The sequence below is a fragment of the Variovorax sp. MPBD4-3 genome (genome assembly GCF_058809745.1).
Genome location: NZ_JBXASW010000066.1, coordinates 1 through 16,079, shown reverse-complemented (window position 1 = coordinate 16,079; position 16,079 = coordinate 1). Strand labels below are relative to the sequence as shown.

At 72.7% G+C, this 16,079-nt stretch carries 8 protein-coding genes; 5 read left to right on the top strand and 3 right to left on the bottom strand.

Features of this window, described 5'->3' with window-relative positions:
- Positions 1-147: 147 nt before the first annotated feature.
- The 4 genes from AC1RVW_RS26365 (at position 148) to AC1RVW_RS26350 (ending at position 6,112) form a co-directional block, all read left to right on the top strand.
- On the top strand, positions 148-2,040 hold the full coding sequence (locus AC1RVW_RS26365; protein WP_081265868.1) for an ATP-binding response regulator: 1,893 nt from the start codon (positions 148-150) through the stop codon (positions 2,038-2,040).
- A 181-nt stretch (positions 2,041-2,221) separates the two neighbouring features.
- Entirely contained in the window at positions 2,222-3,325 is a 1,104-nt protein-coding gene (locus AC1RVW_RS26360) for an ABC transporter substrate binding protein (protein WP_493203545.1), read from the top strand.
- Positions 3,322-5,283, top strand: a complete 1,962-nt coding sequence (locus AC1RVW_RS26355; RefSeq protein ID WP_493203543.1) for a hybrid sensor histidine kinase/response regulator — start codon at positions 3,322-3,324, stop codon at positions 5,281-5,283. The genes AC1RVW_RS26360 and AC1RVW_RS26355 overlap by 4 nt, the downstream gene beginning before the upstream one ends.
- A gap of 34 nt (positions 5,284-5,317) precedes the next feature.
- Entirely contained in the window at positions 5,318-6,112 is a 795-nt protein-coding gene (locus AC1RVW_RS26350; RefSeq protein ID WP_493203541.1) for a hypothetical protein, read from the top strand.
- Here AC1RVW_RS26350 and AC1RVW_RS26345 read toward each other — a convergent pair.
- Entirely contained in the window at positions 6,103-7,854 is a 1,752-nt protein-coding gene (locus AC1RVW_RS26345; protein WP_493203539.1) for a glycosyltransferase family 2 protein, read from the bottom strand. The genes AC1RVW_RS26350 and AC1RVW_RS26345 overlap by 10 nt on opposite strands.
- A gap of 95 nt (positions 7,855-7,949) precedes the next feature.
- Between AC1RVW_RS26345 and AC1RVW_RS26340 the strand changes: the two genes are divergently transcribed.
- Positions 7,950-8,831, top strand: coding sequence for a hypothetical protein (locus tag AC1RVW_RS26340; protein WP_493203537.1), 882 nt, complete (start codon positions 7,950-7,952; stop codon positions 8,829-8,831).
- 10 nt (positions 8,832-8,841) lie between these two features.
- On the opposite strand, the gene AC1RVW_RS26335 is transcribed toward AC1RVW_RS26340, so the two are convergent.
- Positions 8,842-14,376 (bottom strand): two-partner secretion domain-containing protein, encoded by a 5,535-nt coding sequence (locus AC1RVW_RS26335; RefSeq protein ID WP_493203535.1) that lies wholly within the window; start codon positions 14,374-14,376, stop codon positions 8,842-8,844.
- 2 nt (positions 14,377-14,378) lie between these two features.
- On the bottom strand, positions 14,379-16,070 hold the full coding sequence (locus AC1RVW_RS26330; RefSeq protein ID WP_493203559.1) for a ShlB/FhaC/HecB family hemolysin secretion/activation protein: 1,692 nt from the start codon (positions 16,068-16,070) through the stop codon (positions 14,379-14,381).
- Between the last annotated feature and the right edge of the window lie 9 nt (positions 16,071-16,079).

The window sequence follows — 16,079 nt, the reverse complement described above, 5'->3', positions numbered from 1 at the left end:
ATGGGGTTCGCCGACGGGCGGCGGGTCTGACACGGGCTGTGCGGACGCCATTAAATAGCAATTGCGCGTAGTTTTCGTGATGTTTTTCCTGCTTCCCTGTTCGCTCCGGCGCCCCTAAGCTCGGGCCTCCATGCGTCCGAAGCCTTCATGAACTGGAACTTCCGCGTCCTCCGCGGCCTGGCCCGCCTCACTTTCGCGCAGCAGCTGATCCTGCTGGCGCTGGTGCCGGCGGCCCTGGCCACGCTGGCGGCCATCGCGGTACTGACGCGCCAGCACCTGGGCAACCTCACCGAGCTGATGCGGGCCAATGCGCAGACGGTGGCGCTGCAGGTGGCCACGGTGGCGCAGGCCCCGCTGGCGCGCATGGACCGCCGGGCGCTGCAGCGCACCGCCCAGTCGGGCACCTACCAGCCGCACGTGCAGCAGGTGCAGATCTGGACCGAGGACGGCGAGATCGTCGCCAACTCCGAGACCTCCGACCGCGCGCGCGGCGAAGGCCTGCAGGTGGTGGTGCCGATCGTGGGCGACGACGGCCGCCACACGGGCAAGGTGATGGTCGAGATCAGCCTGAGTGCGGTGCAGAGCGCGCGGCGTTCCGTGTGGCTCAACGTGGCGCTGGTGCTGGCATTCAGCCTCGCGGGCGTGGGCCTGGCCGGCTGGTGGGCCGCGCGGCGCATCAGCGAGCCGATCCGGGCGCTGGGCAAGGCGGTGGACCGGCTGGGCGCGGGCGAGGACGCGAGCGTGGCGATCGAGGGCACGTCGGAGGTGCGCCACCTGCAGCACGGCTTCAACCAGGCCGCGCGCGCGCTGGCCGAGAGCCACCGGCTGCTGCAGAGCCGCATCAACGAGGCCACCGCCGAGCTCGCGCGCAAGAACCAGCAGCTGGAAGTGGCGAGCCAGGCCAAGACCCGGCTGCTGGCCGCCGCCAGCCATGACCTGCGCCAGCCGCTGCACGCGCTCACGCTGTTCTCCGACGGCCTGGCCAACGGCGAGACCGACCCGGTGAAGCTGCAGCGCATCGGCCACATCCGCGAGTGCGTGGATTCGCTCGACCGGCTGTTCTCCGAGCTGCTGAACCTGTCGCAGCTCGACGCCGGCGTGCTGCAGCCGCAGTGGGCCGACTTCCCGCTCGACCGGCTGTTCGACGAGATCAGCCGCAACTTCCGCCCGGTGGCCGAGCAGCAGGGCCTGCGGCTGGTGGTGCGCAAGACCGACGTGTGGGTGCGCTGCGACTACGTGATGCTCTCGCGCATCCTGAACAACCTGGTGTCGAACTCGCTGCGCCACACCATCGAGGGCGGCGTGCTGATCGGCGCGCGGCGGCGCGGCAAGGGCGTGCGCATCGACGTGGTCGACACCGGCGTGGGCATCGCGCTGCAGCACCAGGCGCGGGTGTTCGAGGAGTTCTACCAGGTCGAGCCCACCGGCCGGCAGGCGGCGCGCGGCGCGCGCGGCATGGGTCTGGGCCTGGCCACGGTGCAGCGGCTGGCCGACCTGCTCAACACCCGAGTCGACCTCAGCTCGAAGCTGCACAAGGGCACCTGCGTGCGGGTGCAGGTGCGCTCGGCGCCGGCCGCGCTGCCGGTGCCGGCGCTGCCGGTGGCCCTGGCCGGCATGGAGGAGGAGGAAAGCCTGGCCAACGTGCGCATCCTGGTGATCGACGACGAGCGCACCATCCTCGAAGGCCTGAGCGTGGTGCTCGCCAACTGGGGCGCCGAGGTGCTGCCCGCGCAGACACGCGCCGAGGCACTGGCCATGGCCGACGGCTGGGCGCAGCCGCCCGACGTGGTCATCAGCGACCTGCTGCTGCAGGGCGGCGACAACGGACTCGACGTGATCGCGGCGCTGGAGCGGCACCCGCGCGGCATCGGCCCCGGCACCGCGCGGCTGCTGGTGACGGGCGAGACCAAGCCCGACCGGCTGCGCGAAGTGGCCAACGCGGGCATCACGGTGCTCTACAAGCCGGTGTCGCCGCGCGTGCTGCGCCAGGCCATCCAGGCGCAGCGCGCCGCCGCGGCCGCGCTGCTGGCGGACGCCTGACGGCCGCCTCGCGGGGTAGGTGCGCGGGTAGTCCGTCGGACATAGGCCGAGCGGCTGCCGCGCAGTGATATTCGTCACGCGGGCAGGCCGCCGCGGCCACTGACATAAGCCCTCCGCCTTATCGCAAGAAGCAGGGGCGGTCCTTACATTGGATCATCGCCCCTTGCTGCGGAAGCAGTCCATGTTCCTTGCCGTGCCCCACATCTTCGCGCTCTTCCGCGGACGTCCAGGACGCCCCGCGAAACCGCGCGCGGGCATGCGGCGCGGCGCGCTGGCCCTGCTGGCCGCGGCGGCCGCGTCAGCCACGGGCCTGGCGGCTGCATCCAGCCTCACCGTGCTGATGGGCGACGACATTCCGGCGTCCTCGGAGTTCGTGCAGCAGCTGCGCGCCGACCAGGAACCCGGCAGCCGCTTCGACCTGGTGCGGCTGCCGGCCGGCGGGGCCGCGCCGTCTTCGGAGCCGCAGCTGGCGCCGGACGCCGGCACCGACCCCGACCGCGCCGCCAATGCGGGCGTGCGCACCCGCGGCCTGCGCGCGGCACCGGCCGACGCCCCGCTGACCATGGCCGTCGGCCCGGCCGCCGCGCGCGCCGCGGTCGAGCGGCCCGGCCAGGAACCGCTGGTGCTCGCGATGCTGAGCCGGCTCGACTACGAGACGCTCAAGGCCGCGAGCCCGGCGGCCCTGCGGCGCAGCGACCGCCGCGTGGGCGTGCTGCTGCGCGACCCGGCCATGACCGACCAGCTCGCGCTGATGAGCGCGGTGCTGCCGCAGAAGCGCCGCGTGGGCGTGGTGGCCACGCCCGAGTCGGAGCCGCTGGTGCGCGAGCTGCAGCGCGCCGCCCAGGTCGCCAACCCGGCCTGGGACGTGCGCATCGAATACGCGCCCGACGCCCGCTCGCTGGCCGCCGCGCTGCGCATCGTGGTGCCGCAGAGCGATGCGCTGATGGTGCTGCCCGACCTGATCGGCGACAACCAGGCGGCCACGCTCTCGGTGCTGCGCGCGGGCGCCGGCGCGGGCCTTCCGGTGTTCGGCACCAGCGAAGGGCTGGTGCGCTCGGGCGGCCTGGCCGCGGCGGTGTCGACGCCTTCGCAGCTCGCCCAGCAGGCACGGCTGCTCGGCCAGAAAGTGGCCGCCGCGAACGCGAACGCAAGCAGCAACAACGGCCCGCTGGTGGAAGCGGCGACGCCCGCCAGCGTGCGCGTCAACGCCACCGTGGCACGCGGACTCGGCCTGCGCCTGCCGGAGGAACGGGAACTGGCCGAGCGACTCGCGGCGCCGCGATGAGCACCGCCGCGCGGCCCTCCAATGGCACGGCACCGGATGCGGCGCCCGCCGCATCGCCGCCGCCGCCCAACCACACGCTGGTGGTGCGCGGCAACCTGCAGAACGACCTGTTCCGCCTCGGCGTGGTGCCGTGCGCGGCAGTGGCGCTGGCGCTGACCGGCTGGTTCACGCACAGCCGGCTGCAGACGCTGGAAGCCGCCTTCGATGCCGAGGGCCAGGCGGTCGCGCGGCAGGTGGCGGCCATGTCCGACCTGAGCCTGTATGCGGGCGACCTGCCCGCGCTGCAGAACGTGGCCAATGCAGCGCTGCGCGGCGGGCAGGTGACGCGGGTGGAAATCAGCAACAGCGCGGGCGTGTTCGTCACCGCGGGGCCCAAGACCACCTCGCTCGCGCGGCTGCGCATGTTCACCTCGCCGGTCACGCTGCGCGAGGCCTCGCGCGCCAGCGCCTTCGCGCCCGCGGGGTCCACGGCGGCGGGCGACACGCCCATCGGCCTGGTGCAGACCTTCCGCGACACCACGGCCTACACGCGCGAGCGCAGCCGCTCGCTCATTGCCGGCATCGGCATCGCGATGGTGGCGCTGATCGCGGCCTGGGCCTCGGTGCGCCACATGGCGCGCACGGTGGCGCGGCCGCTGCGGCGCGTGTCGCGCACCGTCGCGGCGCTGGAGACCGGGCAGTTCGACGTGCGCTGCGGCGTGGTCGAGGGCGGCACGCGCGGCACGCACGAGCTGGCGGTGCTGGCGCACGACATCGACCGGCTCGCCGAGCGGCTGCAGCACAACCGCCAGGTCAGCGAGGAGCGCGTGCGCGAGGCCACCGCCGTGGCGCTGCAGCGCATGGCCGAGGCCGAGCAGGCGGCGCTGTCGCGCGCGCGCTTCCTGGCCGCCGCCAGCCACGACCTGCGCCAGCCGCTACATGCCATGGGCCTGTTCATCGACGGCCTGCTGCCCGGCGCCACGCCGGCGCAGCGCCCGGCCGTACTGCGGCTGCAGGAGAGCACCGAGTTCATGGGCGTGCTGCTCGACGACCTGCTGGAGATCTCGCGGCTCGATGCGCAGGTGCTCACGCCGGCGATCGCCAAGGTATCGCTCGACGCGCTGTTCGACCAGATCGACGCGCAGCATGCCGCCGCGGCGGCGCAGGCGCGCGTGCGCCTGCACTGGAGCGACCGGGGCCTGGCGGTGCGCACCGACGCGGCCATGCTGCGGCGCATCGTCGGCAACCTGGTGAGCAACGCGCTGCGCCATGCGCCCGAAGGCGGCACCGTGCTGGTGGCCGCGCGGCGCTGCGCGGCGGGCGTGCGCATCGAGGTGCGCGACAACGGCGTGGGCATCGCGCCCATCCACCAGGGCCGCATCTTCGAAGAGTTCTACCAGGTGGCCAACACCGAGCGCGACCGCCGGCGAGGCTTCGGGCTGGGGCTGGCGATCTGCGCGCGCATCGCCACGCTGCTGGGCACGCGCATCACCGTGCGCTCGGCGCTGCAGGCCGGCAGCACCTTCGCCTTCACCCTGCCCGCCGCGCGCGCCGCCGATGCGGCGCCGCCCGAGCCGCCGCAGTTCGCGCCCGCGCCGCTGGCCGGCCTGCGCTGCCTGGTGGTGGACGACGACCCCGCCATCCTCGAAGGCACCCGCACGCTGCTGGCGCAATGGGGCTGCCAGGCCGACTGCGTGACCACCGGCGCCGACGCCATCGCGCGGCTGGGCGGCGGCGGCGTGCGCTACGACGCCGTGCTGTGCGACCTGCAGCTGGCGGGCGACGACGACGGCGTGAACGTGCTCGACGCCGCCAAGCGCCTGCAGCCCGACGCGCTCGCGGTGCTGGTGTCGGGCGCGACCGGGCCCGACGTGCTGCAGCGGCTGCGCCAGGGCGGCGTGATGCTGCTGACCAAGCCGGTGGCGCCGGCCAAGCTGCGCGCGCTGCTCACCACGCGGCGGCAGGTTGCGGCAAGCTGACGACCGCGCAAGACCATCCACACCCGGACCGCCCATGCTCTCCATCGACGCCCTCCCGCAGATCCGCCCCTTCATCGCCACGCCCAGCTACACCGGCCAGCTCACCAGCGACTACGTGCGCAGCCTGCTCGGCCTGGTCAACCTGGCGTGGCGGCACGGCTTCGCGATGCAGACGCGATTCCTCGACGGCGACAGCCTGATCCCGCGCGCCCGCAACAGGCTGGTGGCGGAGTTCATGGCCGACGCGCGCTGGACGCATCTGTTCTGGATCGACGCCGACATCGGCTTCGAGCCGGAGGCCGCGCTGCGGCTGCTGCTGGCGGGCCGCGCGGTGGTGGCCGGCGTGTACCCGCACAAGAGCGACGGCTGGCCGGGCGAGGGCCTGGCGCAGGCGCTGCCCGCGGGCAGCACGCGCGAAGACTTCGAGGCGCGCCACGCGGTATTCCCGGTGAACCTGAAAAACGCCGGCGTGGACGCCGACGGCTTCGCCGAAGTGCTGGACGCCCCTACCGGCTTCATGCTGATCGAGCGCAGCGTGTTCACCCGGCTCGCGCAGGCCATGCCGCAGCTGCGCTACACGCCCGACCACATGGAAGACGCGCAGGCGGCCGCGCAGGTGCACTACCGCTTCTTCGACGTGTGGGCCGAACCCGGCAACGGCCGCTACCTGAGCGAGGATTTCGCCTTCTGCCGGCGCTGGCAGTCGATCGGCGGGCAGGTGTTCGTCGACACGCGCTCGCGGCTGAGCCACACCGGCACGCGCACCTACCGCGGCGATTTTTCGCGTTCGCTGGCGATGTCCGCGGGCCCGTCCGAAGGTCAGGCCTGAAGCAGCGCCGCCAGGTCCTTCGGCAGGCTCGCGAGCGCATAGCCGCGCCCGGGCGCCACCGCGGCGAGCCGCAGCGCCGGCCCTTCCTCGGCAAGATAGTCGTAGCCCATGGGCTGCAGGCGCCGCTCGGGGTCGAGGCGCCGGTACAGGTCGCGCCGCGCGACGCGGTCTTCGCGGCGAATCATCTTCAGGTGGTAGAGCCGGTAGTAGCTGCGGTACATCACGCCGTGTTGCGCCACGGCGTCGGGGTACCACGGTCCATGCAGCGCCGGCGCCTGCGCGAAGGCGATCTCCTGCGGCAGGCGGAACAGGCAGGCGCGCGACTTGTGCGCCCACGGGCCGTCGATGCGGAACCGGTCGGGCGCGTCCCACAGTTCCCGCATCGCGACCGACAGGCAGGACAGCTGCGTCTCGGAGAGCGAATCGACGATGGCATTCAGGTTGTCGAGGAAGAGCGTCTCGTAGCGCTCGTCGGCATCGCACGCCAGCACCCAGCCGGCGCCGTGCGCGCGTGCGCATTCGAGCAGGCGGCGGCGGTTCTCGCGCTCGTTCCATGCGTGCCTTTGCGCTGGCGCCGGCGGGTTCGACAGCAGCTCGAGCAGCTTGGGCTCGCGCCGTGCGATGTGCGCCGTCCCGTCGGTCGAGCCGTCGTCGAGCAGCACGAAGCCGTCGACATGCGCGCGCAGGTGCGCGAGGCAGCCCTCGAGCAGCCGCGCCTCGTTGCGCAGCTGCATCACGCAGACGATGCGCGGGCGCGCGGTCAGCCGCCGTGGCGCTTCCTTGCTGCAGCGCGGGCAATGAAAGTGCGGCGCCGGCTCGTGGTGGACCATGCGCGCGCAAATCTCGCACTGCAGCCGCGAACCCATCGCGAACACGGGCGCGGGGCGCAGCCAGGGTGGCGCGTCCTGCGGCGACGGCGGCAACGCAGCGGCGTCCGTGCGAGCGATGCGCGTGAAGTCGCAGCCCCATGCGCGGCGCTCCGCGCCCTCGTTCGCGCGCGCGGTGGCCGGGGTGCAGCATGCCCAGTCGTTGTCGGGGTCGAACTGCTCGCTGCCGTCGCGCGCCTCGAAAGAAAGGTGCAGCAGTTTCAGGTCGGCGCAGGCCAGCAGTTGCCAGCCGGCCATCTCCAGGCGCACGCGGAAGTTGTCGTCGTCGCCGCCCCAGCGCGCCAGCGATTCGTCGTAGCCGCCGACGGCATCGAAAGCTTCGCGCGCGCAGCACAGGGAGCCGTAGAAGGTGCGCAGGTAGAGCGCGTCGGGCACGGCGTGTGCGAACAGCGTGGCCAGCGCGGCAGGCATGGCATGGGCGCCGGGCTCCGGCGCAGCGTCCAGCTCGTCGAACCGCGCGAAGCCGACGCGGCCGACCGCCACGCCACGGCCGCCCTGCATGGCCGCATGCAGCGCGATGGCGGGCGCATCGCCCACGTAAGCGGATTCGGGCGAATGCACGAACACGAAGCGGCCCGCGCTGTGGCGCACGCCCGCGTTGATCGCACAGCTCGGCGGGCGCCACGCGTGCGCGCGGTCGTTGGCCAGCAGGGTCCAGGCAACGCCGGGAAAGCGCGCGAGCAGTTGCTGCAGCCCCTTTTCCTCGCTCGCATCGTCGAGCGCGATCACCACCTCGATGCCGGGGCGCGACCAGAACGGCGCGTTGAGCGCGACGACGCGCTCGAACTCGGCCAGCTTGCGATAGAACGGCATCACCACGCTGAGCCACGGCCGCGCCGCGCCGGGCGCGGTCATGCGCGGCTCCGCCCGGACGCGTCCTCGCCGGCGGCCGCGCCGCGAGACAATGCTTCTCCACGTGTCCGTGGTACCACCTGCGTCATACCGCCATCATGAACGGCTGCTTCATCAACCTGCAAGACAGCATCGCGCGCCGCGAGGCCATGGAAGCGCAGCTGCGCGCGCTCGGCCTGCCGGGCATCGCCCGCCTGGAGGCGACCGGCACGCACGGGCTGCCCGCGCACGCCACCTTGCCAGACGCCCGGGTGAGCCCGCGCGAGCACGCCTGTTTTCTTTCGCATGCAGGCGCCATCGACAGTGCGCCGCCGGGCGACTTCTTCCTGGTGCTCGAAGACGACGCGCTGCTGAGCCGCGCGCTGCCGCCGCTGCTGCGCCAGCCCGATGCGCTTGCGCAGCTCGGCGGATTCGACCTGGTGTTCCTCGAATGCATGCCCGGCATTTCGGCGCCCGGGCTGCTGGCGCTCTGGCAGGCGTTGCGCAAGCACCTGCCGCACGACGCGCACGGCGCGGGCATGCCGCGCGATGCCATCGGCGGCGTGGAGATTCTCGATGCGCGGGGCCTCTACAACTGGGGCGCGGTGGCCTACATGGTCACGCCGCAGGGCCTGCGCACGCTGCCCCCGCTGCTGCGCGAGGCGCTGGCCGCGGGCCCGGCGCTGGCCTTCGACATGACGCTCCACACGCTGGTGCACGACGGCCGCATCCGTGCAGCCGTGCTCGCGCCGTTCCTGGCCACGCCGGCGCTGTCGAGCCATGCGCAAAGCACCATCGACGACCGGCCGCGCGCGGCCGGGAACGACGCGCTGTCGGGCGCGCTGCGGCGGCTTTTCTTCGCCGGCCCGCTCGACGCGCCCGAGCTCGAAGCCCACGTCGGTGCCTATCGCCATGCCGCGCTCACGCAAGACCCGCAGCTGCAGTTGCTGGCCGACCTGATGGCGCAGCTCTTCGTCATCAGCGCGCGGCCGCCGCATTGAAGCCGCGCGCTCAGAAGTCCGAACATCCGTTGCGCCGCTCGGTGTTCACGCAGCTCAACAGGTTGGGCCGCGAGCGCACGCGCGACCATTCGCGCGCCAGCACGTCGCCGGCCTGCGAGGCGCGGTCGCCGTCCAGCGGGCCGGTGGCCAGGCAGATCGGTGCCTGGCCGATGTTGCGGTCGTACAGGTAGGTGGAAGGCAGCTCGCGCAACACGTCCACCGTGGGCAGATCGGCCGGGCTGAACTGCGCCACCACAGGGGCCGCATCCACGCGCAGCGTGCCCGGCACCACGCGCACCGCGTACCCCGCGGCCGACGCGAAGGCGCCGTCGATCGGGTAGCTGCCCGGCGGGCTGCCGGCGTTGGCGCTGGTGCCCGGCGCACCGCTGAAGCTCGACGCGTTGTCGCCCAATATCAGCCCGCTCACGCTGTACGTGAAAAGCGGATTCGGCGCGCCCTGCGGCCGTGCGGCGTCGCCGATGGTCACGGTGGCCGTCGGCTGCTGCGCATAGATGAAGTGGTTGCCGCCGGCCGGCACCGTCACCGTGCACAGGCCCAGGTAGGCGCAGTGATACAGGTTGGGCAGCGTACCGGTGCCGGCGAGGCCGCCGCGCGCCTCGCCCACCCAGGTGTCGGCCCAGATGCGCCACGCACCGCCGCCGATGGTGAAGCCGCCCGGATTCTGGAAACGCGCGGCCGCCACCAGGTCGGTGCCCGCCCCGCCGGCCACCGTGGTGCCCAGCGTGAGGTCGTCGGCCAAGGTGCGCACGAACACCGTGTTGGCCGCCATCGACGCCACGCCGGCCGTTGCCGCCTGGTTGGTGGCGGCGTCGAAGCCGGCGACGCTCGGCGCACCGATGGTGACCGCATTGGCGTCCACGTAGCCGAACCCGCCCGCGGCACCGCCGCCCAAGACGGCCACGTTGTTCGCCGGGTTGCGCAGGTCGACGCTGCCCTGGAGCGAACGTGCGAGCAGGCTCGTGGCATTGATGGCGCCCGCAGCCGATTGCGTGATGTTGCCGGCCGACAGCAGCCCGACCTGCGTGGCATTGATCGCACCGTTGACGGCGATGTTTCCGCCGCCGTCGTTCTGCAGCGTCAGCGCGCCCGAAGCCGACAGCGGGCCGGCCACGGTGATGTCCGCCGCCTGCGTGTTGCTGCCCGCGACGATGGTGGGCGCGCCCAGCAGCGCGAACTCGGCGCCCGAGACCGAGAAGCCGCCGGTGCCCGCGCCGCCGAGCACCACGGGTGCGGTGGTGGCATCGGACGCGGCGAAGTTCTGATCCATGCCGCCCGGCCGCAGGTCGATGGCGCCTGCCGCGCTCACCGGCGCGCCGATCACGATGGCGTCGGTGCTGCCGTCGTTCACCGCGCGCAGCACCACGTTGCCGCTGCCCTGCACCACCGGCAGCGCGCCCGGCAAGGTCGGCGAGCCGCCAGCCTCGATGGCAACGCCGGCGCCGCCGTTGGCCGAGCGGCCGGTGATCTCGATGCCGCCACCGCCGGTGGTCGTGATGCGTGCGCCGTTTTCCAGGCGCACGCCGCTGTCGCCGCCCACGGCGGGCGCCGTCGGGTCGTTGTTGAAGTTGTAGCCGCGTAGCGCGATGGTGCCGCTGCCGCTGGTGATGCTGCTGCCGCCGTTCACCAGCACGCCGTACGAGCCCGCGAAGGTCGACGAAGCCTGGCGCCGCGCCACGCCCTGCACCGTGATGTTGCCGCTGGTCGTCGACAGCGCCGAAGCCGCGCGGCCGTCGGTGATGACCACGCCGCTGTTCCAGTCCGCCGAGCTGCCGCGGATGTCGATGGCGCCGCTCGAACTCGCCAGCTGCACGCCCGCCAGCGTGACGTTGCCGCCCGCGATCTGCACCGCGCCGCCCGCGCCGGCGTCGCTCTGGCCCACGCGCGTGTCGATCTGCGAATCGACCAGCGTCACATAGCCGGTGGGTGCGCCCGGCTGGCCGCTGTAGAGCGTGACGGCGCCGCCGCCGGTCTGCACGCTCGCGCCGTTCATGCCGATCCGCCCGCTGCCTGGCGTGCCGTCGCCGCGCGCGGTCATGGCGACGCTGCCGCCGCGCGTGTCGATGCTGCCGTTGTACGTGATGGTGCCGATGGAGCCGGAGGGCGTGCCGTCGGGGTTGAAGCCCGCGTTGAACACCACGTTCAGCGGCCCGCCCGCGCCCGAGGAGCGGATGACGGTACCCACGCCGTTGGCCTGGATGCTGCTCCCCGAGTCGAGCTCGAAGCTCAGCGCGCCGGCAGCGGCGGTGTAGTCGATGAGTACGTCGTTGGCCAGCGTGATGCTGCCCGTGCCCACGCCGCCCGTGCCGGTGGTGATCTTCACGCTGGCGCCGCCGTTGAGCGCGGCGTTGATGTCGCCGTCCTGGATCGTCGAGTTAGACAGCGCGTCGAAGGGGTTGGTCGGCAGCGTGCCGGCGCCGGCGCCGCTGACGATGGCCACCGCGTAGGGGTCGACCAGCCAGGTGCCCGCGGCGCCCGCCGGCGCACCCGCGTTCGCGCGAATGCCGGTCAGGTCCAGGTTGCCGCCGGAGGTCTCTATGAAGCCGCCGTTGCCGCCGGCCGCCCCGCCGCGCGCGCTCAGCGTGCCGTGCGCGCGCAGGCTGTTGTCCGCCAGCAGGCGGATGCTGCCGCCGTTGCCCGTGGCGGAAGCGCTGTCGGCCAGCACCGACAGCCCCGGCGCCAGCGCGAGCATGCCGCCCGTGTTGTCGCTGGTGCGCGTGGTGGCCTGCAGGCGCACGTCGCCGCCCGTGCCCGCGCCGCTCGCGTCGGCCAGCGTGCCGGCGGCACCGGCCAGCGCGCCGGCGTAGATGTTGCGGCCGGTGACGGTGATGCCGCCGCCCGCGCCACTGCCGCTCGCCGTGCTCAGCAGGGCATCGGTTTGCGCGCCGCGCTGCAGCAGCACGTCGCCGCTGCCGCCGCTCACCGCGATCTGCCCGCCCTCGGCCCGCAGGCCCTGGCCGGCGCCGCTCGCGCGGATCCACACCGCCGCCGGCGTGAGGCCTTCGTCGATGGCGCCCGCCGGCGGCTGCGGGTCGCCGTTGAAGTCGTACACCACGCCCGCGCTGCCGGTGGTGCCCACGACGTCGATGCGCCTGCCACGCCCCGCCACGATGCCCGTGTCGCCCACGGTCACGCCGCGCGAGGCGCCGATGGTGGAGGACGCCGACAGCTTGCGGAACTGGTCGTTGGCCAGCAGCGCGCCCAGGTCGGCGCCCGTGCCCTCGACGCGCACGTTGCCGCCGGTGGCGATGTCGGTGCCGCTCACCGCCACGCCCACCGACACCGCGCGCGACGACCAGTCGGCGACCTGGTCGGTGTCGCTCCATCCGCGGGTGACGCCGCGCACGCTGATGTCGCCGCTGCCCGATGCGATGCGGCTGCGCGTGTCCGGGGGGCCGTCGTTGAACGTCTGCCCGATCGACACCCCCGCGCCGCCCAGGCCGCCGACACCGTCGAGCGTGATGCCGCCGCTGCCGCTGATGATTTCCGCGCCGGTGATCAGCACGCCGGTGCTGCCGGAAAAAGTGGAACTCGACACCACGGTGCCGCCCTGCCCGCGTAGGCTGATGCTGCCGCCCAGCGCGCAGCTGGCGGCACCCGGCGCGCAGGTCGAGATGCGGCCGCCCGTCACCTGCACGCCGGCGCTCTCGAACGGCACGTTGAAGTAGGTGTCGTCGGTGTAGCCGATGGCGCGCCCGTTCTGCGCATCGCTCTGGCCGTAGAAGCGCACGTTGCCGCCGTTGGTCTCGATGGTCGCGCCGGTCAGGACGATGGGCGCGATGCGCATGCCGTTCGTGTCGGTGATCGGCATGTCGATGGGCGGCAGCGCCGCACCGGCCGCGTCGGCGTTGAAGTCGACGTTCAGCGAACCCGACGTGGACCTGATCGACGACCGGTCGGACATGCCGATGCCGGTGGCCGAATCGACGCGCAGCGATGCGGTGCCGCCCGCGCTCTTCACCACCGCGGAAGCGGTGTCGAACACCACGCCCAGGGGCTCCTGCCCGCCTTCGGCGTTGCGTGCGTTGCTGCCGAGCACCACGTCGGTCGAACGCCCGAGCGCGCCGCCGATGGCCGCGTCGCTCAGCTGGCTGGAGGCTGCGCCGCCTGCGCTCGGATAGGCGCCCGCGTCGTACGCCGGCGCCGTGGCCGTGACGACGATCTGCTTGTCAGACTGCAGGCTCCACTGACCGTTGGCGCCACCGTTGGCGCCCCCTGCCGCGGACACCGAAAGATCGCTCGCGACCTCGATCGCATTTGCGCTGGTGGAGATCGCACCCCCCTTGCCGCTGCCGGAGCCCTGCGCCGACAGCTCGCCCGACAGGTGCAGCCCCAGCACGGTGTCCGTTGGCGGCGCGCCGGCCGCGCCGGGCAGCGTCGTGTAGTCGGCCGCGCCGATGCGGATCTCGCCGCCCGCGGCGTTGCCCGCGCTGCCGTCGGCGCGCAGCACGGTGGTCGGCCCCACCGACAGGCCGCCGAGCGCCGCCAGCTGCACCGTGCCGCCGCCGGCCTCGCCGCTTGCGTCGAGCGTGGCGCCTTCCACGCGCACCTTGCCCGCGGCCACCGTGATGCGCCCGCCCGCCACCGTACCGGTCGATGTGGCCTGCAGCGTGCCGCCGACGCGCACTTCGTTGTCGGCGCCCGCGCTCAGCACGATCTCGCCGTTCTTCATGCCGAGCGAGTTGGCGCGCACCGTGCCGCTCTGGTTCACCACCAGCTCGCCGGGCGTGATCGACTGGCCCACCAGCACCACCCGGCCTGCGTTGGCCTGCAGGGTGCCGCTGTTGGCGACCGATGCACTGGCGGCTTGCGAATCCGTCAGGATGTTGAGGCTGGTGAGGCCGTCGCCCCCGATGTCCAGCGTGATCTTGCGGCCCGACGCCAGCGCCACCGTCTGGCCGTCGGCGGTGATGGTGCCGGTGGCCTCGTTGCTCACGCCCGCGCCCATCAGCACCACCGGCCCACCGGTGGCCGTGATGTCGCCGAGGTTGCGCACGGTGGCGGTGCTGATGTCGGCGCGCTCGAAGGCAAGGCGGGTCTGGCCGTCGAGAAAATTCGCGTCGCTGGTGGTCATGGCCAGCGTGGAGGCCAAGAGCCCGCCCACGTTGACGCTGGCGCCCTGGCTGAACAGCACGCCGTTGGGGTTGATGAGGAACACGCGGCCGTTGGCCGTGAGCTGGCCCGCGATGGTCGACAGCTCGTTGCCGTTCACGCGGTTCAGCAGGATGCTCGAACTGCCCATGGCCTGCTGGATGTTGACCGCGTCCTTCGCGCCGATGGAAAAGCTGTTCCAGTCGATGATCGCGCGCAGCGATCCCTGCGTGATGCCGAGCGCCTGGCCGCCGCGCGGCGTGGCCGTGAGGACCGGGTTCACCGTCACCATGCCCTGCGTGGTGAACATGCCCGGCTGGTAGCTCGGCAGGATGACCTGCGCGAGCGCGGGCGCCATGCCCATGCAGGCCAGCGACAAGGCCAGCGGACGCAGCGCGAGGCGCGGTGCGAGAGGTTTGAGTTTGCGTGGCTTCATGGTCAGAACGCCTTTTGAACCTGGACGTACAGCCGCGGGCCGCGGCCTCCGCCATCGGTCTGCGGCCGCGGCGTGCCGTCGCGCCATGCCAGGGTCGCATTGATCGAGAAATTGCCCGGCCGCGACCAGCTCAGCCCGATGCCGTAGCCGCGCAGGCTGCGCGAGTTCTCGCCGTCGAACGGCGAGGGGTGACGCTGCAGCCGGCCGCGCGCGGCGTCGTAGAACGCGAAGGGCGTCAGCTCTTCGTTCACCGACCAGCGCCATTCGACGGTGCCGATCAGGCCCTGGTCCACGAGCAGTTCACCCGACGGATAGGCGCGCACCGCGCGCGCGCCGCCGAGCGCGAGCTTCTCGGAGGCATCGAGGTTCTTGCTCGCCCACTGGCCGCCGATGGAGAGGTACAGCGAATGCCGCGGCACGATGGCCTGCAGCCGCGACAGCTGGAAGCTCAGCTTGTTGAAGCCGCCTTCGGTGTGGCGCCCGCCGAAGGCCTGGTCGTCGGCCCGGCCCTGCGGGTCGCGGATGGACAGAGAGCCGTGGTACAGCGTGCCCGAGCTGGCCCAGTAGCCGCCGCCCAGCACGTCGTCGCGCCGCTCCCAGGTCCATCCCACGCCGAAGCCGCGCACGCGCTTCCTGGCGTCGTACTCGAACGCGCGGATTTCGTCGTCGAGGTCCTTGCTGTCGGCGCTCAGGCGCAGGAAGAGGTTCTGCTGGCGCTGCCGGATCAGCGGGTAGTTGAGCGACACGTCGAACACGTTGGCGCGGCCCTGGGCCTCGAGGTCGGAAAACTGCCCGCCCAGGTCGTAGCTCACGCGCGAGAGGCCCACGCCGGCGCGCAAGCCGCTGGTGCCGATGGGCGCCTCGTACGAGACGCGGCCGAACTGCAGCGCGTTGCCGTTGGACACCATCACCCGCGCATCGAGGTTGTCGCCGATGCCGAAGGGGCTGAGCCAGCGCGCGGTGCCGCCCACGCGGTAGCGGCCCGATTCCTTGGTGCCGTGGTTGTCGCCCTCGGCGGTGAAGGCCCAGCGCGGCGCGGGCGCCACCTCGACGGACAGGTCGGTGGTGCCGGGCTGCGAGCCTTCCTGCAGGCCGGAGGAAACCTTGATGCCGGGCTGGTCGGACAGCAGCAGCATCGCGCGTTCGTAGGCCGGCGCGCTGACGGCTTCGCCGGGCTGAAGCGGCGCGAGGAAGCCGCGCACGCGCGACTCGGCGATGGGCGCGTCGGGCGCGACGACGACGTCGACCTTGCCGAGGCGGCCTTCGATGACGCTGATCTCGACGATGCCGTCGCGCACGGTCTGCACGGGCACCACCGCCTGGGCGAGGAAGTAGCCGCGTTCCTTGTAGCGTGCGGTGATGGCCTTGGCGAGTTCCTCGAGCTCCGAGAGCGTGACGTCGCGCCCGACGTACGGCGAGGTGATGGCCTGCAGCTCTTCGTTGCTGAGTGCCTTGACGCCGTTGAGGCGCAGGTCGTTGAGCTTGAACGACGCGCCTGCAGGCTTGGGCGGTGCGGGCAGGCTTTGCGGTGCGACCGTGCCTGTTGCCTGTGCCAGGGGCCGATCGCAAGTGCCGCAGGGATCTTGTGTGGGGAGCAGCGTGTTTGTTTCGGTCTCTGCTGCGTGCGTGCTCTGGGCTGCGATCAGCAATGCTGCGCTGAACAGGGTTGCTGCTGCGAAGGCCGTGGGGGTCAGGGGGTGGCG